A 19,357-nucleotide genomic window follows, 5' to 3' on the forward strand; every position below is an offset into this window, starting at 1 on the left:
AGTCAAGGGAATCCGTCGGCGCCGTACCATCAAGGCATGGCCAACGAGACAGAGGTCGCGGCCGGCGTCACGGAGGAGTCCGTACGCCAGGCGCTGGCGACCGTCAACGACCCGGAGATCAACCGCCCGATCACCGAGATCGGCATGGTGAAATCGGTCGGTATCGCCGAGGGCGGCGCGGTGCGCGTCGCGGTCTACCTGACGGTCTCCGGCTGCCCGATGCGCGACACCATCGTCACCCGGGTGCGCGAGGCGGTCGGGAAGGTCCCCGGCGTGACCGGCGTCGAGGTCGAGCTCGACGTGATGAGCGACGAGCAGCGCAAGGAGCTGTCCCAGCTGCTGCGCGGCGGCGCCCCCGAGCGGGAGATCCCGTTCGCCAAGCCGGGCACGCTGACCAGGGTCTACGCCGTCGCCTCCGGCAAGGGCGGCGTCGGCAAGTCCTCGGTGACCGTCAACCTGGCGGCCGCGATGGCCGCCGACGGTCTGAAGGTCGCCGTGGTGGACGCCGACATCTACGGCCACAGCGTGCCGCGCATGCTGGGCGTCGAGGGCCGGCCGACCCAGGTCCAGGACATGATCATGCCGCCGCAGGCGAACGGCGTGAAGGTCATCTCGATCGGCATGTTCACCCCGGGCAACGCCCCGGTGGTCTGGCGCGGCCCGATGCTGCACCGCGCGCTCCAGCAGTTCCTCGCCGACGTGTACTGGGGCGACCTGGACGTGCTGCTGCTGGACCTGCCGCCCGGCACCGGCGACATCGCGATCTCGGTGGCCCAGCTGGTCCCCAACGCGGAGATCCTGATCGTCACCACCCCGCAGATGGCCGCCGCCGAGGTGGCCGAGCGGGCCGGCACCATCGCGGTGCAGACCCACCAGAAGATCGTCGGCGTGATCGAGAACATGTCCGGCATGCCGTGCCCGCACTGCGACGAGATGATCGACGTCTTCGGGACCGGCGGCGGCCGGACCGTCGCGGACGCGCTCACCCGCACCGTCGGCGCGACCGTCCCGGTGCTCGGCTCGATCCCGATCGACGTGCGGCTGCGCGAGGGCGGCGACGACGGCCGCCCGGTCGTGCTCGCCGCGCCCGACTCCCCGGCCGGCGCCGCCCTGCGCGCCGTGGCCGGCAAGCTCGGCGGCCGCCAGCGCGGGCTGTCCGGCATGTCGCTGGGCCTGACGCCCAGGAACAAGTTCTGAGACCGTGACCGACGAAGGGCCGGGTGGCCGGACCACCCGGCCCTTCGTCGTACCGTCGCGCGCCCCGGGGCGCTACGGCCGGGTGTAGGCGGCCAGCTCCGGAACGGTGGAGAAGCCGATGCCGTAGGCGCTGACGCCGCGGCCGTAGGCGCCGAGCAGGACGCCGGGGGCCTCGCCGGCCAGCACCCAGCCGTACTCGGACTCGCGGTAGCGGAAGGGCTGCGGCAGCCCGTTGACGGGCAGGCTGAGGGTGGACCAGCCGGGGCCCGCCAGGTCGTCGGCGAGGTCCCAGGCGAGGCTGCTCTGCTGGTCCAGCCAGTCCTGGCGCAGCGCCCGGTCCAGTTGCCCGGGCCAGGTCCCGGCGAGCAGGCCGGAGCCGGCCAGCCAGGCCGCGGAGGAGGCGGAGGTCGCCTCCAGGGTGCCGGTGTTGTCGGCACTGCGGCGGCTGTCCCGGCGGGCCACCGTGACCACGACGGCGAACTTCCGCACGTCTCGCGGCTCGTACCGCTGGGCCGGCTCCTCGCCGTGGCCGAGCGAGCCGTAGTCGACGCTGCCCGCGGTGCGGGGGCCGGCGCCGGCCTGCACCAGGAAGCGCCGGCCGGTCCAGCCCTCGTCCAGCCCGTACCAGGGGAAGTCTGCGGACAGGTAGGGCACCAGCGGGTCCACCGGGCCGGCCTGTCCGCCGACCACCGGGCCGCCGGCCGTGGCCGTCGCCCCTCCCGCCTGACTCGTCGCGTCCATCCCCGGGCCTCCTCAAACACACGTTTGCCTGCCGTGGCGCGCTCCCATGGTGGCGCACCGCGGCGCTCCCCGGGGCCGTTCCTGGTACGCGACGGGGCGCGTTGTGACGGACGGCTCAGCGGGAACAATCAGCACAATAGCGGCGCACGCGCCACCGCCCCGCTCAGCCGGTGGCCGGGCGGGGCGGTGGCGCGGAGCCGGAGGCGCCGTACGCGGTGCGGATCGACCGGCGTACGCGGCGTGATCAGGTGGCGTCGGGGTCGAACGGGGGGCGCTCGCCGGGCGCCAGCGGGGCGCCGGTGGAGGCGGCGGCCGGCTCGGACTTCTCGAAGCTGACGCTGCCGCTGCGGCCGTTGACCGGCGCCGCGGGCTTGTCGTCCAGGACCGAGCGGATGTCCAGCGAGTCCTTCATCTCCTTGAGGCCCAGCGGGTCGTCCTGGCCGCCCATGAGCTGCTTGCGGACGAAGGTCTTGGGGTTCAGGTCCTCGAACTCGAAGTCCTGGAACTCGGGGCCGAGCTCGCTGCGGATGTCCTCCTTCGCGTTGTCGGCGAAGGAACGGATCTTCCGGATGAAGCCCATGGTGTCCTGGATCAATTTCGGCAGTTTGTCCGGGCCGAAGATGATGATCGCCATCACGGCAAGCGTCAGGAGCTCCAGCCCACCCACGTCGCTGAACACCTTTGCTCCCTAGCTCGTCGGACGACGGTTCCTACAGGGTAATGGCCACCGGCGAGTCCCTGGTCCACGCTGGGATGAAGCCGTGGTAAAGACCTGCCGGTGGCCGAGGCCGTCCGGACCGGAACACCGGTGTCCGTCGAGGGCCGCTCTAGCGGGTCTGCTGGCGCAGTGCGGCGGGGCCCCCGGGGTAGCGCTCCGGGTAGCCCGGCGGGGTCGCCTCGCGGGTCGCGGCGACCGGGCGGCCCGGGAAGTCCACCGGGACCTGCGCGTTCATCGGGACGAGTCCGCCGCCCCGGCCGGTGCCGGCACCGGGCGGGCTGACGGTGGTGCCGTGGCGCTCCTCGCCCTGGGTGCTGAGCCCGCCGACGCCGCCGAGCGTCACCGCGGCGACGGAGAAGGCGCCCGCGGCCGCGAACACCAGTCGGCGTCCGCGCGCGGGAGGGCGCACGACGGCCGCGGAGGGCTGCGGACGGGCCGGGGCGGCGGTGGGCTCGGGACGGGCCGCGCGCCGGCCCATGAGCGGCCGCAGCACCGCGCCGCGCCCGAAGGCGCGCGGGTCCACCCCGGGCAGCGGGGCGCCGGCGCCGAGCGCGCCCGCGCCGAAGGAGGCCCCGGCACCGCGGCCGAAGGAGCCGCCGTCGAGCCGGCTGCCGCCGAGCGTGCCGGTGGCCGCGACCCCGCCACCGGGCAGGTCGTCGTCGTCATCGCGGCGGCCGCGTCCGGTCGGCCGGTCGCGGTCCGCCGGGGCGTCCTCGGGGAGGTTTCCGACGGCCATCAGGCGGGCCATCAGCGCGGAGGACGGGCCGGGGGTGCCGGTGCGGGTCAGCATGTGCTTGACGGCGCGGCCCTCGTCGGCCTCGGCGAGGCACTGGGGGCAGGTCGCCAGGTGGGCCTGGACGCGGTCGCGCGAGTCGTGGCCGAGTTCGCCGTCCAGGAAGGCGGAGAGGCGCTCGCCCAGGTGGTGCTCCTCGGTGGCGGGCGCGGTGGGGCGGACGGGAAGCGCGTGCAGCGCCGTGTCCGCGGGCAGTGCCACCGCGGGCAGCACGGGCTCACCGGGTTCGTCGGCTCCGCGACGGCCCGGCAGGGCCCAGCCCCGTCGGGTCAGGGACCGGTCGGACGCATCCGAACGATCCGAACCGGACCGGCTGGTTCCGCTCACGATCGCCTCCGTCCGCGCCCACCGGGCGCGACCGCGGCCTCGACCACGCCGACGCCGACCGGCACCGGCTCCTCCGAGCCGCCGCGGCGCTCACGGCCGGGGGCCGAGCCGGGGGCGCGGTGCTTGAGCGCGGCGCGCAGGTGCGAGCGGCCGCGGTGGATGCGGCTGCGGACGGTGCCGAGCTTGACGCCCAGCGTGGCGGCGATCTCCTCGTAGGACAGGCCCTCGATGTCGCAGAGCACCACGGCGGCCCGGAACTCCGGCGCGAGGGTGTCCAGCGCCTGCTGGACGTCGGCGTCGAAGTGGGTGTCGCTGAAGTGCTGGGCCGGGCTGGGCTCGCGGGAGGCGAGCCGCTCGGCCGCGTCCTCGCCGAGCGCGTCGAAGCGGATGCGCTGGCGGCGGCGGACCATGTCCAGGAAGAGGTTGGTGGTGATCCGGTGCAGCCAGCCCTCGAACGTGCCGGGGGTGTAGGTCGACAGCGAACGGAACACCCGGACGAAGACCTCCTGGGTGAGGTCCTCGGCGTCGTGCTGGTTGCCCGTCAGACGGTAGGCGAGCCGGTAGACGCGGGCGCTGTGCGCCTCGACGATCTCCTCCCAGGTGGGCGGAGTCCAGGTCTGCGCGTCGGGACCTTCGGTGAAGGTCGCGAGGGCGGGGGCCTCGGTGGCACCGTCGGTCGGCGTGGCGGCCGCGGGCTGGTCCAGGTCGGAGTGCGCAGGCTGGTTCATCACGGGCTTCGGCGTACGGGCCGACGCGGTGCCGCGGGAGTGCCGCCGCACAGGGACGTCGCCCTCGGCCACACCTCCTCGGTCGGCTCTTCTGCCCAGCAGGGCCACCACCATATCCACCTCACCCGTCAAGCCCGGATAAAAGTGCCCGGGAGGCCATCCGCACCCGGTCCGTCCTGACAACGGCCCGCCGCCGTACGCGGTTCCCGGTCGGCCAGTAATCTGTGCCAGGAAATATCGACATCCCTCGGCACCGGGCTGCCGCCCGGCGCTCCGAAAGAGGCAGCCATCAGCGAATTCGGGCCCGCACGTGCGGCCCTCGCCGACACCTTCGTGAGCGAGGACGCGGTGCTGACCTACGCCCGGGCCCAGTCCGCGCGGACCGGGATAAAGGCGATCGGGCCGAGCGGCGGGGCGTGCCTGCGGCTGCTGGCCGCCGCGCTGGACGCCAAGGCGGTCGCCGAGATCGGCACCGGCACCGGGGTATCAGGGGTCTACCTGCTGCGCGGGATGCGGCCGGACGGCGTGCTCACCACGGTGGACTCCGAACCGGTGCGCCAGCAGCTGGCCCGCGAGGCGTACCAGGCGGCCGGGTTCGCGGCCAACCGCTCCCGGTTCATACCGGGCCGGGCCCTGGAGGTGCTGCCCCGGCTCGCCGACGGCCAGTACGACCTGGTGTTCTGCGACGGCGACCCGGTCGAGTCCTGCGAGTACCTGCTGGAGGCGCTGCGGCTGCTGCGGCCGGGCGGGATGGTCTGCTTCGAGGGGGTCTTCCAGGAGGGCAGGCTGGCCGAACCGGAGCTCCAGGACCCGCAGACCGGCGCCGTCCGGGACCTGGTCCGGGACGTGCGGGAGAGCGAGGCCCTGCTGCCGGCCCTGCTGCCGGTGTCGGACGGGCTGCTCTGCGCCATCAAGCGCTGAGCCCGGCGCCATCGAGCGCCGAGCCCGGCGCCCCGCGGGGACCGGGCCCGGAAAACGTGCGGACCCGGGCCGACATGACGTCGTACCCGGGCCCGGCAGCACATCTCCAGGAGATGGCGAGCACCTGCTGCGGTCAGCCGCAGGCCTTCTTCAGGGCCTCGCCGAGGGCGTCGGCCTCGTCAGGCGTGAGCTCCACCACAAGGCGTCCGCCGCCTTCGAGCGGAACGCGCATGATGATGCCCCGCCCCTCTTTGGTGACTTCGAGCGGGCCGTCACCCGTCCGCGGCTTCATGGCCGCCATGCTCGTTCCCCTTCCTGCAACCGCTCAGCTACGCACCGGCAGTCCGTCCACCGCCGGTATCGAACGCATTGATCGGAAGCCATTATCCCGCATGCCACGGGCTGATGACCAACATCACTCTCGGTGCAACCACGGCCGGACCGCCCCCAACCGCCGCAAACCGCGTCATAAGCCCCGGCGTGGCGGCGGCACGGACAGCACCGGAAGGTGCGATACCTCACACTCCCCAGGCCCCCGTGTGCTCCGGCATCCTGACACACACGACCGACACCGCCTCGACCCCGGGAGCCCTCACCCATGTCCGATTCCGTGCTGTACGAGCTGGACGGCGGCCTGGCCGTCCTCACCATCAACCGCCCGGAGGCGATGAACGCGCTCGACGTCGCCACCAAGATCGCGCTGCGCGACGCCGTGACCGCCGCGGCCGCGGACCCGGCGGTGCGGGCCGTCCTGCTGACCGGGGCGGGCGAGCGGGCCTTCTGCGTCGGCCAGGACCTGAACGAGCACCTGACCCTGCTGAAGCGGGCCGAGGAGACCGGCGAGGGCGCGCTGCGGACCGTCGCCGAGCACTACAACCCGCTGGTGCGGGCGCTGGCCGGGATGCGCAAGCCGACCGTCGCCGCGGTCGGCGGGGTGGCGGCCGGAGCCGGCGCCTCGCTCGCCTTCGCCTGCGACTTCCGCTTCCTGTCCGACCGGGCCGGCTTCAACACCGCCTTCGCCGGGATCGGGCTGACCGCCGACTCGGGCGCCTCCTGGACGCTGCCCCGGCTGGTCGGGCACGCCAGGGCCACCGAGCTGCTGATGCTTCCCCGGACGGTCAAGGCCGCCGAGGCGATGGAGCTGGGCCTGGCCACCAAGGTGGTGCCGGCCGAGGAACTCGCCGCCACCGCCCGGGCCTTCGCCCGCGAGCTGGCCGAGGGCCCGACCGTCGCCTACGGCGCCATCAAGGAGTCGCTGGCGTACGGCGCCTCCCACTCGCTGGACGAACTCCTCGACAAGGAGGACGAGTTGCAGACGCTGGCGGGCGAGAGCGAGGACCACCGGATCGCGGTGCGCGCCTTCATCGCCAAGGAGAAGCCGAAGTACCTGGGCCGCTGAGGCGCGCGGGGGCCGACCACCCGGCCCCCGCGCCGGCGGTCAGCCCTTGGCGCCGGTGCGGACGTGGCAGTCCGCCAGGTGGTCGTCGACCAGCCCGCAGGCCTGCATCAGGGCGTAGGCGGTGGTCGGGCCGACGAAGCGGAAGCCCTCCTTCTTCAGCGCCTTCGCCAGCGCCGTCGACTCCGGCGTGACGGCCGGCACCTCGCTCAGCGTGCGGGGGGCCGGCCGGTCCGGCTCGGCGGCGAACCGCCAGATCAGCGCGTCCAGGCCGCCCTCCAGATCGCGGGCGACCCGCGCGTTGGCGATCGCCGCCTCGATCTTGGCCCGGTTGCGGATGATGCCGGCGTCGGCGAGCAGGCGCTCCTTGTCCGCCTCGCCGAACTCGGCGACCTCGGCGATCTCGAAGCCCGCGAACGCGGCCCGGAAGCCCTCGCGGCGGCGCAGGATGGTCAGCCAGGACAGGCCGGACTGGAAGGCCTCCAGGCAGACCCGCTCGAACAGCGCGTCGTCGCCGTGCACCGGACGGCCCCACTCGGTGTCGTGGTAGACCCGGTAGTCGTCGGTGGAATCGCCCCAGGCGCAGCGGCGCAGCCCGTCCGCACCGAGCACCGCGCCCTCGACCTCACCACTCATGCGCACCCGTTCACTTGTCGGCCCCCGGCTTCGCGTCCTCGGGGGTCTGCTCCCCGGCCGGCTGCTTGGCGAGCACCACGGCCGGCTCGACCACCTGGGCGAACTCCTCCAGGCCGGGCAGCGGCTCGGCCGCCGGGTCGGGGGCGGTGGTCGCCTCGACCGCGCCGCGCAGGTGGGCGGCGGCCTCCAGCTCGGCGATCCGCGCGTCGCGGTAGGCGAGTTCGGCGCCGAGGCGGTCCAGGACGTCGTCCACCTCGTCCATCCGGTAGCCGCGCAGCGCCATCGGCAGGCGCAGCTCGTCCACGTCCGCCTTGCCCAGCGGGCGGTCCTGCGGCAGTCGCGCGGAGATGCGGTCCGGTACCGCCTCCGGCATCGACCCACCCCCACCCAGCGCCACCAGGGCGGCACCACCGACCACCACGGCCATGGCGACCACGATCACCCAGAACACGAGCTGTCCTCCCGAACTCCCGGCCGGTCCGCTATGTGGTGGCAGGTAACCACACTGATCATGACAGCATGGTCCCTTAGTGAGGCCGGGGGCCATCATCGCACCCGCAGGAGCTGTGGAGGAGACATCGGTGGCACTGCGCCTGGGACCGCGGGAATTCGGTGACGACGAGCTGGTGATCATGGCGATCGTCAACCGGACGCCGGACTCGTTCTTCGACAAGGGCGCGACCTTCGCCGACCAGGCCGCCTTCGCCGCCGCGGACCGGGCGATGGCCGAGGGCGCGGCGATCCTGGACATCGGCGGGGTGAAGGCCGGGCCGGGAGACGAGGTCACGGTCGAGGAGGAACTGCGGCGCACCGTGCCCTTCGTGGCCGAGCTGCGCAAGCGCCACCCCGAGGCGGTCATCAGCGTGGACACCTGGCGGCACGAGGTCGGCGAGGCGGTCTGCGAGGTGGGCGCGGACCTGCTGAACGACGCCTGGGGCGGGGTGGACCCGGAGCTCGCCGAGGTGGCCGCCCGGTACGACGCCGGGCTGGTCTGCACCCACGCCGGCGGCGCCGAACCCCGCACCCGGCCGCACCGGGTCGGGTACGAGGACGTGATGGCGGACATCCTGCGGGTGACCGTGGGACTGGCCGAGCGCGCGGTGGAGCTCGGCGTGCGGCGGGACGCGGTGGTCATCGACCCGGGGCACGACTTCGGCAAGAACACCCGGCACTCGCTGGAGGCCACCCGGCGGCTGCCGGAGATGACCGCGACCGGCTTCCCGGTGCTGGTCTCGCTCTCCAACAAGGACTTCGTCGGCGAGACCCTGGACAAGCCGGTGAACGAGCGGCTGCTCGGCACCCTGGCCACCACCGCGGTCTCGGCCTGGCTGGGCGCGCGGATCTACCGGGTGCACCAGGTCGCGGAGACCCGCCAGGTGCTGGACATGGTCGCCTCGATCCGGGGCACCCGCGCCCCGGCGGTCGCCCGCCGGGGGCTGGCCTAGACCCCGGCCGGGCCGGGGCCTGCCCGCTGGTCCGGCCGACGGGGCGGCCGGGCGGCGGGGCTAGATCTCGCCGGCGGGCCGGCGGGCGTCGGCGAGGATCTTCATGACCTCGTCGATCTCGTCGGTGATGTGGAACAGCTCCAGGTCGTGCGGGGCCGCCTTGCCCTGCGCGACCAGGGTGTTCTTCAGCCACTCGTAGAGGCCGCCCCAGTAGGCGCTGCCGTAGAGGATCACCGGGAAGCGGGTGACCTTCTTCGTCTGCACCAGGGTGAGCGCCTCGAACAGTTCGTCCAGCGTGCCGAGGCCGCCGGGCAGGACCACGAAGCCCTGGGCGTACTTCACGAACATCGTCTTGCGGACGAAGAAGTAGCGGAAGTTCAGACCGAGGTCGACGAACTCGTTGAGGCCCTGCTCGAAGGGCAGCTCGATGCCGAGCCCGACGCTGAGGCCGCCGGCCTCGGAGGCGCCGCGGTTGGCGGCCTCCATCGCGCCCGGGCCGCCGCCGGTGATCACCGCGTAGCCGGCCTCGACGAGGGCCCGTCCGATCTCCACGCCCGCCTGGTACTCGGGCGAGTCGACCGGGGTCCGGGCGGAGCCGAAGACGCTGATCGCGGGCGGGAGTTCGGCGAGGGCGCCGAAGCCCTCGACGAACTCGGAGGTGATCCGCAGGACCCGCCACGGGTCGGTGTGCAGCCAGTCGGTGGGGCCGGTGGTGTCCAGCAGGCGCTGGTCCGTGGTGCTCGTGCCGACCTGGTCCCGGCGCACCAGCACCGGGCCCTTCTGCTTCTCGGGCCAGGCCTTCTTCTTCCGCGGCACCCCGACCTGCTCGGGACCGTGACCGTAGTGCTTCTCGTCTCCTGTGCCTGTCATGACGAAACCCTACGCCGATCTTCCCCCGTTTTCAGGCAACGGGGGAAGGTCGGTTGAGCAACCGGAAGGTGGCGTTCGGCCGCTGATCGTACGAGCTGAGCCGCGCGCGGCTCAGCTGGTCAGCCAGGCGCGCAGCCGCTCCTCGACCTCGGCGATGGCGCTCAGCGAGCAGTGCTCCTCGCGCTTGTGCGCCAGGTTCGGGTCCCCGGGGCCGTAGTTGACGGCCGGGACGCCGAGCGCGCTGAAGCGGGCGACGTCGGTCCAGCCGAACTTGGCCCGGGCCTGGCCGCCGGTGGCCGCCAGGAAGGCCTGGGCGGCCGGCTGGGCGAGTCCGGGCAGGGCGCCAGCGGCGAAGTCGGTGACGGTGAGCTCGAAGCCGTCGAAGACCTCGCGCACGTGCTTCTCCGCGTCGGCCTCGCTGCGGTCCGGCGCGTAGCGGAAGTTGACCGTGACGACGCACTCGTCCGGGATCACGTTGCCGGCCACGCCGCCGTCGATCCGGACCGCGTTCAGGCCCTCGCGGTACTCCAGGCCGTCGATCTCCACCCGGCGCGGCCGGTAGTCCGCGAGCCGGGTGAGCACCTCGGCGGCGTGGTGGATGGCGTTGTCGCCGAGCCAGCTGCGGGCCGCGTGGGCGCGCACGCCGGTGAGCCGCACCTGCGCCCGCAGGGTGCCCTGGCAGCCGCCCTCGACCATGCCGCCGCTGGGCTCCATCAGCACCGCGAAGTCGCCGGCCAGCCACTGCGGGTGGTCCTCGGCGAGGTGGCCCAGGCCGTTGCGGTGGGCCTCCACCTCCTCGCAGTCGTAGAAGACGAAGGTGAGGTCGCGGTTGGGCTCGGCGAGCGTGGCGGCCAGGCGCAGCTGGACGGCCACGCCGGACTTCATGTCCGAGGTGCCGCAGCCGTAGAGCAGGTCGCCCTCGACGTACGAGGGGAGGTTGTCGGCGATCGGCACGGTGTCCAGGTGGCCGGCCAGGACGACGCGCTCGGCCCGGCCCAGGTTCGTCCGGGCGACCACGTTGTTGCCGTGGCGGTCCACGGTGAGGTGCGGGTAGCCGCGCAGCGCGGCCTCCACGGCGTCGGCGAGCGCCTGCTCGTCGCCGCTCACCGAGGGGAAGTCGACGAGGCGGGCGGTCAGCGCGCCGCCGTCGAGAGTGAGGTCCAGGGGCGTCGGGTTCGGGCTGCTCATGGGCGCCAGCCTAGTCCGCGGCCCGGTGCGGGCCGGTGCGGCCGCCCGGTGACGCGGAGCGGCCCCCGCCGTCCCCGGGGGCGGCGCCCTGACGGCGAGTGGGCGGGCAACGGCAACCGGGAGGCGCCGCACATCCGTCCGAGTGGGTACGGTGTCGGATCAAGGAGCAGGCGCGAGAGGGGCGACGGTGGCCAGGAGAAGGAGCAGCGAGGAGCTGGGCGACGAAGGGGAGCCCACTCGCCGCCGCGGGCCGCTGCGCGCCCTGCTGATGGTGATCGTCGGGCTGCTCGGCCTGGCCCTGGTCGCCGGTCTGGCCGTGGTCGGGATCTGGTGGTTCGGCTTCAAGCCGGGCGCGTCCGAGGAGTGCACGGTGAAGACCGCGGCGGGCAGCGGCACGCTGGAGCTGCCGCAGGCCGCCAACGCCGCGACGATCGCCGCGGTGGCGCGCTCGCGCGGGCTGCCGGACCGGGCCACCACGATCTCGCTGGCGACCGCCATGCAGGAGTCCAAGCTGCGCAACCTGGCGGGCGGCGACCGGGACTCGATCGGCCTCTTCCAGCAGCGGCCGTCGATGGGCTGGGGCACCCCGGCGCAGATCTCGGACCCGGTGTACGCGACCAACAAGTTCCTGGACGGCCTGGTCAAGGTCCCCGGCTACACCCGGATGCCGCTGACCGACGCCGCGCAGACGGTGCAGAAGAGCGGCTACCCGCAGGCCTACGCCAAGCACGAGACCAAGGCGACCCTGCTCACCTCGGCGCTGGCCGGCCGGGAGCCCGCCTCGTTCTCCTGCGTGGTGCACGACTACGCCAAGCCGGATCCGGCGGACTCCGCCTCCGCCTCCCCGGGCGCGACCCCGGGCGCCACCGCGACCCCGGCCGCGGCGCCGGACCGGGCCCAGGTGCTGTCCGACCGGGTGCGCCGGGAGTTCGGCCGCACGGTGACGCCGGCGACCGGCTACACCTCGACCATCAAGGGCGCCGAGAACGCCGTCTCGCTGACCCCCGACCCGGCCACCGCCGCGCTGACCTCCTCCTCGGACGCGGGGGCGGACGGCGGAGCGGTCGCCGAGCGGGCGAGCGGCTGGGAGGTCGCCCACTGGGCGGTCGCCCAGGCCCAGCAGCTGGGCATCGCGACGGTCGCCTACGACGGGAAGATCTGGCGCAAGTCCAAGTCCGAGGACGGCTGGCAGAGCCAGACCTCGGGCACCTCGACCAAGCTCGTCCAGGTCACTCTGGCCCCGGCCGACAAGGGCTGACGCACTGGTGTTCGGGTTGCCGCCGGTCGGGTGATTCCGGTCAACCCCGGTGGACCGACCCCCCGTTCCGGCGAACCGGGATGGAGAACCGTCACTGCCCTTGGCCGGGGCCGGTTCGGCGACGTCCGACCGGGCCCGGCGGGCACCCCTGTCGTGGTCGTACGATCCGATGATCGGCCAGGAAGCTTCCTTGCACCGGCCGAAACCTTCTGGCTTCTCAAGCGGTAACAACGTCGTCCGCCCGATCGGCCACACCCGGCCCCCGGGGCGGACGGGACGGACCCAGACCCCTTCGAGGAGCCCCATGTCTCACCCCCTCACGCGCCGGATCGCCCAGGCCGCGCTCGTCGTGGCCGCCGGAGCGACCCCGCTGCTCGCCGCCGGCTCCGCGTCCGCCCTGGGCGGAGACGCCCTGCTGCCCAAGAGCGACCTCGCGGCACCGCTGGGCCAGCTGACCAACACCGACACCGGCTCCACCCTCCAGCACACCACCCACCAGCTCGGCCAGGCCGCCGGCACCACCGGTGCGGCCACCGTCGCCGCGGGCGTACCGGCCTCCGCCGACGCCGCCGGCAACATCGTCGCCCAGCAGCTGCCCGAGGCCAACGAGAAGGCCGGCTCGCTGACCGCCCCGGTCGACCAGACCGCCGCGACGGCCGGCCAGCTCTCCTCGGTCACCCCGAAGGTCACCTCGGCCCTGGCCGGCAAGCTCGGCGAGGCCGTCACCGGCAGGAGCACGGCCACCCGCAGCGCCACCGCCGGCACCGGCCCGCTCGACGGGCTCACCTCGGGCCCGGTCACCCAGACCCTGCCGGCCGCCGGGACCCTCACCGGCGCCGTCCCCGGCGGCACCGCCGTCGCCGACGCCCTGCCCGTCGGCGCGGTGCAGCGCGCGCTGCCGCTCGGCTCCGTCGAGCAGGCCCTGCCGGCCGACCTGCCCGCCACCGACGTGCTCGGCCTGGCCGAGCACGGGTCGGCCAACCGCCTCGGCGGTGCCGACCTCGGTTCGAACAGCCCGCTGTCCGGCCTGACCGGCGCGCTCGGCCCGCTCGGCGGCCTGCTGGGCAGCCTCAACGGCGGCGGCCTCAACGGCCTGCCGCTGTAACCCCCGCCTCCGCGGAGAACCCCGAAGGGGGCCGGTGTCCGTGACACCGGCCCCCTTCGCCGTACAGTCGTCCGGGTGCGGTCAGCGCGCCGCGCCCAGCCGCTCCACGGCCGCGGCGACCCGCTCGTCGGTCGCCGTGAACGCGACCCGCACGAAGCGGTCGCCGGCCGGCCCGTAGAAGTCGCCGGGCGCCACCAGGATGCCCAGCCCGGCCAGTTCGGCCACCGTCTCCCAGCACGGGCGGTCCTGGGTCGCCCACAGGTAGAGGCTCGCCTCGGAGTGCTCGATCCGGAAGCCGTACGCCTCCAGCGCCGCCCGCAGGGCCGAGCGCCGGGCCGCGTACCGCTCGCGCTGCTCGGCCACGTGCGCGTCGTCCGCGAGCGCGGCGACCGTCGCCGCCTGGACCGGCGCCGGCACGATCATGCCGCCGTGCTTGCGCACCTCCAGCAGCTCCTTGACCACCACCGGGTCGCCCGCCACGAAGGAGGCGCGGTAGCCGGCCAGGTTGGAGCGCTTGGAGAGCGAGTGCACGGCCAGCAGGCCCTCGTGGCCGTCGCCGCAGACGTCCGGGTGCAGGACCGAGACCGGGTCGGCCTCCCAGCCCAGCTCCAGGTAGCACTCGTCGCTGACCAGCAGGGCCCGGTGCTCCCGGGCCCACTCGACGGCGCGGCGCAGCTCGTCCGCGCCCAGCACCCGGCCGGTCGGGTTGGACGGCGAGTTCACCCAGAGCAGGCGCACCCGGGAGCCGTCCAGCTCGTCCACCGAGTCGTACTCGACCGGCTCGGCGCCGCACAGCCGGGCGCCCACCTCGTAGGTCGGGTAGGCCAGGCGCGGGTAGGCGACCTGGTCGCCGGGGCCGAGGCCGAGCTGGGTCGGCAGCCAGGCCACCAGCTCCTTGGAGCCGACGGTCGGCAGCACGGCCTGCGGGCCGATCCGCGCGCCGAGCCGGCGGTGCAGCCAGCCGGCGATCGCCTCGCGCAGCTCCGACGGCCCCCAGACGGTCGGGTAGCCGGGGGTGTCGGTGTGCGCGGCCAGCGCCTTCTGGACGACCTCGGGGACCGGGTCCACCGGGGTGCCGACGGAGAAGTCGCAGAGCCCGCCCGGGTGGGCCAGGGCGGTCGCCTTGTACGGTTCCAGCTTGTCCCAGGGAAAGACCGGGAGCTTGTCCGAAACGCGACGCGCCGCCCCCGGGTGGCCCGGGAACGGCGCGCGCGTGCTGTTGGTGCTCACAGCTGTTCTGCCACCGATCGTCAGTGGTCGGCGTTCTGCGGCGGCAGAGCGGCGATGAACGGGTGGTCACGCTCGATCAGGCCGAGCTTCGAGGCGCCACCGGGCGAACCCAGGTCGTCGAAGAACTCGACGTTCGCCTTGTAGTAGTCCTTCCACTCCTCCGGAGTGTCGTCCTCGTAGAAGATCGCCTCGACCGGGCAGACCGGCTCGCACGCGCCACAGTCGACACACTCATCCGGGTGGATGTAGAGCGATCGCTCGCCCTCGTAGATGCAGTCAACCGGGCACTCTTCGATGCACGCCTTGTCCTTCACGTCGACACAAGGCTGCGCGATGACGTAGGTCACGCTGTCGTTCCTCCTCGGAAGGGCCTGGTGGCCCGTTCTGTTCTGCTGCCGTGCGCGGTGAGCGCGGCGTCGTCGATGCCCGCCCCTAGTATCGCGGGTCGGAGACCGCAAATGCACAGGAGGTGGCCAGATGGCGACGGTCAACCCGGTCGGCGACCGTCCGGAGGTCCGGATAGATCGCTCTGACGTGGGACGACGCGTGTCGGTCCGACGCCTCGCGGAGTTCGTGGACGACCGGCCGGTGTTCCGGGATTCGATCGGCGTGCTCACATCGTGGGACGATCATGGGCTGACGATCGCCCCGCGTTCCGGCGATCCGGTGCACTTGCCGGAGAAGCTGCTGGTCGCGGGCAAGGTCGTGCCGCCGTTTCCGGTTCGGCGGGCCCCGTTGCCGGTCACCGCGCCGGTCGAACTGCAGCGGATCGCGGGCCGCGGCTGGCCGGCCGTCGAGCAGGAGCCGCTCGGCGAGTGGACGCTGCGCGCCGCCGCCGGGTTCACCCGGCGGGCCAACTCCGTCCAGGCGCTCGGGGACCCGGGGCTGCCGCTGCCTCAGGCGCTGGCGGCCGTCCGCGCCTGGTACGCGGCGCGCGGGCTGCCCGCGTACGTCGAGGTGATCTCCCCCGGCTCGCCGACCGCGCTGGTCGCCGAACTCGACCGGCTCGGCGCCGGGTACGCGCCCACCCTGGTCCGCACCGCCCCGCTGGCCGGGCTCGCCCGGGTCGGCACCGGGCACGAGCGGGTCCGGCTGGCGCGGACCGCGGACGACCGGTGGCTGTCGGTGTACCGGCGGGTGAGCGGCGACCCGGCCGTCGAGGAGGCCGCCCGGCAGGTGCTGCACGGCGGGCCCTCCGTCTGGTTCGCCACCGTGCCGGGCGCCCCCGGGCAACCCCCGCTGGCGATCGGACGCTGCGTCGTCGAAGGGGACTGGGCCTGCTTCGGAGCGATCGAGGTCCAGCCGTACGCCCGGCGGGCCGGGCTGGCGACGGCGGTCATGGCGGTGCTCGCCTCGCGCGCGGCCGAGGAGGGGGCGAGGGGCGGGTACCTCCAGGTCGAGGCGGAGAACGCGGGGGCGATCGCGCTCTATGACGGACTCGGCTTCACGACCAGTCACACTTACCACTACGCCCTTCTTCCCCAGGGGTAGCCGCCGGGCCGTACCGTCCGACCGATCACCCGCCCTGTCCGCCCGACCGTCCGTCCGCCGCCTTGTCCGTCCGCCGTACGAAAGCCGTCGCCGTCACCGTGACCGAGCAGAGCAGAGACCGCTTCCGGACCGCCGCCCGCGCCGAGCAGCCCGACCCGGTGCTGCTGTGCCTGCTCGCCGCCGCCGAGCACGGCATGGTGCCCGACCCCGGCGACCCCGGCGAGCCGCCCGGCGTGGACGCACTGCTCGCCGCCTGCGAGGCCGCGCTGGAGCGGCACGCGGCGGCCGTCCGGCAGGCCGTCGCCGAGCGGGCGCCCACCGGGCCGGAGGAGACGGCCGCCCTGCTCGCCGCGGTGCTCGGCGGACGGGAGCGCTTCCACGGACGGCAGTCGGACTACCGGCGCCTGGAGTCCTCGCTGCTGCCCGAGGTGCTGCGGCGGCGGCGCGGACTGCCGATCACGCTCTCGCTGGTGTGGATGGCGGTCGGGCGGCGCGCCGGGCTGACCGTCCACGGCATCGCGCTGCCCGGCCACTTCATCGTCGCGGTGGGCGGCCCGGCGGGCGGCGATGACTACGTCCTGGCCGACCCGTTCCACGGCGGGCGGCTGCTCGACCCGGAGGACGTCGAACGGCTGGTCGCCGCCGCCGGGCAGGAGTTCACCCCCGCCCTGCTCACCCCGGCCCAGCCGCTGGAGATCGTGCTGCGGGTGCTCGGCAACATCCGGGTCTGGGCCGCCGACCGCCCCGAGCACGCCCGCACCCAGCTGTGGGCCACCGAACTCTCCCTGCTGCTGCCCCGGCACCCGGCCCAGCTGCGCCTGGAACGGGCCGAACTCCTCGTCCGCACCGGGGACTTCCTCGGCGGATCGGCGGAGATGGACGCCTACGCGCAGATCCTGGACACCTTCGACCCGGACACCGCCGCCAAGGTCCGCCAGGAGGCCCGGGCGGCCCGGCACCGGCTCAACTGACCCGCCCGCCTACAGCCAGCCCTTCTCGCGGGCGATCCGCACCGCCTCGGTACGGTTGCGGGCCCCGGTCTTCTGGATCGCCATCGACAGGTAGTTGCGCACCGTCCCCTCGGACAGGTGCAGCCGCCGGGCGATGTCCGCGTTCACCGCGCCGTCCGCGGCCGCGCCCAGCACGTCCCGCTCGCGCGGGGTCAGCGGGTCGGCGCCCTCCGCCAGCGCGGCGGCGGCCAGCACCGGATCGATCACCCGCTCGCCGCGCAGCACCCGGCGGATCGCCTCCGCCAGCTCGGCGGCCGGCGCGTCCTTCACCAGGAAGGCGTCCGCGCCCGACTCCATCGCCCGGCGCAGGTAGCCGGGCCGGCCGAAGGTCGTCGCGATGACCACCTTCGTCCCGGGCGCCCGGCCGCGCAGCTCGGCGGCCGCCTCGATGCCCGTCATCCCCGGCATCTCGATGTCCAGCACGGCGACCTGCACGTCGTTCGCGAGCACCGCCGCCACCACCTCGTCCCCGCGGCCGACCTGCGCGACGACATCGATGTCCCCCTCCAGCCCGAGCAGCGCGGCCAGCGCCTCCCGGACCATCCCCTGGTCCTCGGCGAGCAGCACGCGGATCGAGGCCCCGTTGTCAGTGTCGTTCATGGCCACGACCTTAGGGCGTGCCCGGCGACGGCGACGGGCTTGTGTCTCCGGTAAGGGGAGGGTCCAGAGTGAGGTCCATGGACGGCAGCGACACCCTCTACTCGATCGGCGAGCTCGCCCGGCGCACCGGACTCACCGTCAAGGCCATCCGGTTCTACGCCGACACCGGCCTGGTGCCGCCCACCGACCGCACCGCGGCCGGCTACCGGCGGTACGACGTCCACGCGCTCGCCCGGCTGGACCTCGTCCGCACCCTGCGCGAACTCGGGCTCGACCTGCCCGCGATCCGCCGGGTGCTGGAGCGGGAGGCCCCGCTGCGGGAGGTCGCCGCCGCGCACGCCGAGGCGCTGGAGGTGCAGATCCGCACCCTCCGGCTGCGCCGGGCGGTGCTGCTCGCCGTCGCCCAACGCGGTTCCACACCCGAGGAGATGAGACTCATGCACAAGCTCGCCGCACTCTCCGACGCCGAACGCCGGCGCCTGATCCACGACTTCGTCGACGAGGTCTTCGGCGGCCTGGACGCCAACCCGGAGTTCGTCGCCATGATGCGCTCGGCCATGCCCGAACTTCCCGACGAGCCAAGGGCGGAGCAGGTCGAGGCCTGGGTGGAACTGGGCGAACTCGTCCAGGACCCGGACTTCCGCGCGGCGGTGCGCCGGATGGCCGAGCACCAGGCCGCCGAGCGCGCCGACGGGGACCGCACCGGCCTGCACGTCGAGCTCACCGGGACGGTGACCTCCCTGGTCCGGGCCGCACTGGCGGCCGGCGTCGCCCCCGCCTCCCCCGAGGCCGACCCCGTCGTCGCCGCCCTCGCCGCCGCCTACGCCGAGGCCTTCGACCGCCCGGACGACACCGCGCTGCGGCGGTGGCTGCTCGACCGCCTCGGAACGGCCGACGACCCCAGGGCCGAGCGCTACTGGCAGCTGATGGCGACCGTCAACGGCTGGCCGGTGCCGGAGAACCTGCGGGACGTATTCGAGTGGTTCACCGGGGCCCTGCGGGCCAGACTGTCGGAATGATCACTCTGGAACCGCTGCACCCCGACCACGCCGAGGACCTGCTCGACTTCGAACGCGCCAACCGCGCCCACTTCGCCCGCAGCATCCCGGACCGCGGTGACGACTACTTCACCGGGTTCGCGGACCGCCACGCCGCCCTCCTCGCCGAACAGGCCGCGGGCACCTGCCGGTTCCACGTCGTCCGCGACGCGGCCGGCGAGCTGGTCGGCCGCGTCAACCTCGTCGACCTCGCCGACGGCGGCGCCGAGATCGGCTACCGGGTCGCCGAGTCCGCCGCCGGCCGCGGCGTCGCCACCGCCGCCGTCGCCGAGGCGTGCCGGCTCGCCGCCACCGCGTACGGACTGCGCTTCCTCACCGCCGTCACCACCCGCGACAACCCCGCCTCGCAGGCCGTCCTCGCCCGGAACGGCTTCGCGTTCCGGCACGAGTTCCTCCTCGGCGACCGCCCCGCCCTCGCCTACCGCCGCGACCTGACCGACCTCGGCTGAGGCACGCCGACGGGCGGCCCCGGCAGTCCGGCGGGCAGGGCGACCGGCCGAAGGGCCCGTGCCGCGCCGGGGAGTACGGGAGCCGGGTGGAGGGGGGGGGAGGGAGGGGGGGGGTGCCGCTCCAGCAAAAGAGGCCTGGGGGGCGTGGCTGTTTTGTCTGGGATGGGGTGGTGGGGGGGTAGTGGGTCGCGGGGAG

The 19,357-nt window shown here is 74.2% G+C and carries 22 protein-coding genes; 10 read left to right on the forward strand and 12 right to left on the reverse strand.

The features are described 5' to 3' along the window. The first annotated feature begins 36 nt into the window (after positions 1–36). Entirely contained in the window at positions 37–1,197 is a 1,161-nt protein-coding gene (locus tag ACFVGO_RS23430; RefSeq protein WP_359903536.1) for an Mrp/NBP35 family ATP-binding protein, read from the forward strand. Between the two features lie 72 nt (positions 1,198–1,269). Here ACFVGO_RS23430 and ACFVGO_RS23435 read toward each other — a convergent pair whose 3' ends face one another. The 4 genes from ACFVGO_RS23435 to sigE all read right to left on the reverse strand — a co-directional run bounded on the left by ACFVGO_RS23435 (position 1,270) and on the right by sigE (position 4,504). Continuing rightward, complete coding sequence (locus ACFVGO_RS23435) at positions 1,270–1,938, reverse strand: hypothetical protein (protein WP_359903538.1); 669 nt, start codon at positions 1,936–1,938, stop codon at positions 1,270–1,272. A 244-nt stretch (positions 1,939–2,182) separates the two neighbouring features. Then, positions 2,183–2,617 carry a sec-independent translocase gene (locus tag ACFVGO_RS23440; RefSeq protein ID WP_359903540.1) on the reverse strand — a complete coding sequence of 145 codons (435 nt, stop codon included), beginning with the start codon at positions 2,615–2,617 and terminating at the stop codon, positions 2,183–2,185. Between the two features lie 148 nt (positions 2,618–2,765). Continuing rightward, a complete protein-coding gene (locus ACFVGO_RS23445) occupies positions 2,766–3,650 on the reverse strand; it encodes a zf-HC2 domain-containing protein (RefSeq protein ID WP_380633835.1) in 885 nt (294 codons plus the stop codon). Between the two features lie 122 nt (positions 3,651–3,772). Continuing rightward, on the reverse strand, positions 3,773–4,504 hold the full coding sequence (sigE, locus tag ACFVGO_RS23450) for an RNA polymerase sigma factor SigE (RefSeq protein WP_380350193.1): 732 nt from the start codon (positions 4,502–4,504) through the stop codon (positions 3,773–3,775). Between the two features lie 258 nt (positions 4,505–4,762). Here sigE and ACFVGO_RS23455 point away from each other — a divergent pair, with 258 nt between their 5' ends. Next, positions 4,763–5,425 carry a class I SAM-dependent methyltransferase gene (locus ACFVGO_RS23455; protein WP_359903646.1) on the forward strand — a complete coding sequence of 221 codons (663 nt, stop codon included), beginning with the start codon at positions 4,763–4,765 and terminating at the stop codon, positions 5,423–5,425. Between the two features lie 133 nt (positions 5,426–5,558). Here the strand turns inward: ACFVGO_RS23455 and ACFVGO_RS23460 are convergent, their stop codons facing one another. After that, the gene (locus ACFVGO_RS23460) at positions 5,559–5,726 is read right to left on the reverse strand and encodes a DUF3117 domain-containing protein (protein ID WP_014137929.1); all 168 of its coding nucleotides are present in this window, start codon (positions 5,724–5,726) and stop codon (positions 5,559–5,561) included. 297 nt (positions 5,727–6,023) lie between these two features. On the opposite strand from ACFVGO_RS23460, the gene ACFVGO_RS23465 reads away from it, so the two are divergent. Further along, on the forward strand, positions 6,024–6,824 hold the full coding sequence (locus ACFVGO_RS23465) for an enoyl-CoA hydratase-related protein (RefSeq protein ID WP_359903545.1): 801 nt from the start codon (positions 6,024–6,026) through the stop codon (positions 6,822–6,824). Between the two features lie 39 nt (positions 6,825–6,863). Here ACFVGO_RS23465 and ACFVGO_RS23470 read toward each other — a convergent pair whose 3' ends face one another. Together ACFVGO_RS23470 and ACFVGO_RS23475 are read right to left on the reverse strand one after the other, a co-directional pair. After that, the gene (locus ACFVGO_RS23470; RefSeq protein ID WP_359903548.1) at positions 6,864–7,457 is read right to left on the reverse strand and encodes a DNA-3-methyladenine glycosylase I; all 594 of its coding nucleotides are present in this window, start codon (positions 7,455–7,457) and stop codon (positions 6,864–6,866) included. A 10-nt stretch (positions 7,458–7,467) separates the two neighbouring features. Further along, positions 7,468–7,908, reverse strand: a complete 441-nt coding sequence (locus ACFVGO_RS23475; protein WP_380350137.1) for a DivIVA domain-containing protein — start codon at positions 7,906–7,908, stop codon at positions 7,468–7,470. A 181-nt stretch (positions 7,909–8,089) separates the two neighbouring features. On the opposite strand from ACFVGO_RS23475, the gene folP reads away from it, so the two are divergent. Beyond that, entirely contained in the window at positions 8,090–8,902 is an 813-nt protein-coding gene (gene folP / locus ACFVGO_RS23480) for a dihydropteroate synthase (protein ID WP_359903648.1), read from the forward strand. A 60-nt stretch (positions 8,903–8,962) separates the two neighbouring features. Here the strand turns inward: folP and ACFVGO_RS23485 are convergent, their stop codons facing one another. Both ACFVGO_RS23485 and dapE read right to left on the reverse strand, forming a co-directional pair. Next, positions 8,963–9,772, reverse strand: a complete 810-nt coding sequence (locus tag ACFVGO_RS23485; protein ID WP_359903553.1) for a TIGR00730 family Rossman fold protein — start codon at positions 9,770–9,772, stop codon at positions 8,963–8,965. A gap of 111 nt (positions 9,773–9,883) precedes the next feature. Further along, positions 9,884–10,960: a succinyl-diaminopimelate desuccinylase gene (gene dapE / locus ACFVGO_RS23490; protein ID WP_359903555.1), complete on the reverse strand. Its 1,077-nt coding sequence runs from the start codon at positions 10,958–10,960 to the stop codon at positions 9,884–9,886. 187 nt (positions 10,961–11,147) lie between these two features. Between dapE and ACFVGO_RS23495 the strand changes: the two genes are divergently transcribed. Both ACFVGO_RS23495 and ACFVGO_RS23500 read left to right on the forward strand, forming a co-directional pair. After that, positions 11,148–12,218: a hypothetical protein gene (locus ACFVGO_RS23495; RefSeq protein ID WP_380350131.1), complete on the forward strand. Its 1,071-nt coding sequence runs from the start codon at positions 11,148–11,150 to the stop codon at positions 12,216–12,218. 304 nt (positions 12,219–12,522) lie between these two features. Further along, positions 12,523–13,323: a hypothetical protein gene (locus ACFVGO_RS23500; protein ID WP_380350128.1), complete on the forward strand. Its 801-nt coding sequence runs from the start codon at positions 12,523–12,525 to the stop codon at positions 13,321–13,323. An 81-nt stretch (positions 13,324–13,404) separates the two neighbouring features. Here ACFVGO_RS23500 and dapC read toward each other — a convergent pair whose 3' ends face one another. Together dapC and fdxA are read right to left on the reverse strand one after the other, a co-directional pair. Next, on the reverse strand, positions 13,405–14,553 hold the full coding sequence (dapC, locus tag ACFVGO_RS23505) for a succinyldiaminopimelate transaminase (RefSeq protein ID WP_359903563.1): 1,149 nt from the start codon (positions 14,551–14,553) through the stop codon (positions 13,405–13,407). Positions 14,554–14,573: 20 nt separating this feature from the next. Further along, a complete protein-coding gene (fdxA, locus tag ACFVGO_RS23510) occupies positions 14,574–14,900 on the reverse strand; it encodes a ferredoxin (protein WP_030061559.1) in 327 nt (108 codons plus the stop codon). A 199-nt stretch (positions 14,901–15,099) separates the two neighbouring features. On the opposite strand from fdxA, the gene ACFVGO_RS23515 reads away from it, so the two are divergent. Both ACFVGO_RS23515 and ACFVGO_RS23520 read left to right on the forward strand, forming a co-directional pair. Continuing rightward, positions 15,100–16,044 carry a GNAT family N-acetyltransferase gene (locus tag ACFVGO_RS23515; protein WP_359903566.1) on the forward strand — a complete coding sequence of 315 codons (945 nt, stop codon included), beginning with the start codon at positions 15,100–15,102 and terminating at the stop codon, positions 16,042–16,044. Positions 16,045–16,142: 98 nt separating this feature from the next. Then, on the forward strand, positions 16,143–17,015 hold the full coding sequence (locus ACFVGO_RS23520; protein WP_380633836.1) for a transglutaminase family protein: 873 nt from the start codon (positions 16,143–16,145) through the stop codon (positions 17,013–17,015). A gap of 9 nt (positions 17,016–17,024) precedes the next feature. Here the strand turns inward: ACFVGO_RS23520 and ACFVGO_RS23525 are convergent, their stop codons facing one another. After that, positions 17,025–17,654, reverse strand: a complete 630-nt coding sequence (locus tag ACFVGO_RS23525) for a response regulator (protein WP_380350122.1) — start codon at positions 17,652–17,654, stop codon at positions 17,025–17,027. A 77-nt stretch (positions 17,655–17,731) separates the two neighbouring features. Here ACFVGO_RS23525 and ACFVGO_RS23530 point away from each other — a divergent pair, with 77 nt between their 5' ends. Together ACFVGO_RS23530 and ACFVGO_RS23535 are read left to right on the forward strand one after the other, a co-directional pair. Then, entirely contained in the window at positions 17,732–18,673 is a 942-nt protein-coding gene (locus tag ACFVGO_RS23530; RefSeq protein WP_359903611.1) for a MerR family transcriptional regulator, read from the forward strand. Continuing rightward, positions 18,670–19,161, forward strand: a complete 492-nt coding sequence (locus ACFVGO_RS23535; RefSeq protein ID WP_380633839.1) for a GNAT family N-acetyltransferase — start codon at positions 18,670–18,672, stop codon at positions 19,159–19,161. The genes ACFVGO_RS23530 and ACFVGO_RS23535 overlap by 4 nt, the downstream gene beginning before the upstream one ends. Positions 19,162–19,357 lie beyond the last annotated feature (196 nt).

The sequence above is a fragment of the Kitasatospora sp. NPDC057738 genome, from assembly GCF_042798815.1.
Taxonomy (GTDB): Bacteria; Actinomycetota; Actinomycetes; order Streptomycetales; family Streptomycetaceae; genus Kitasatospora; species Kitasatospora lactacystinica.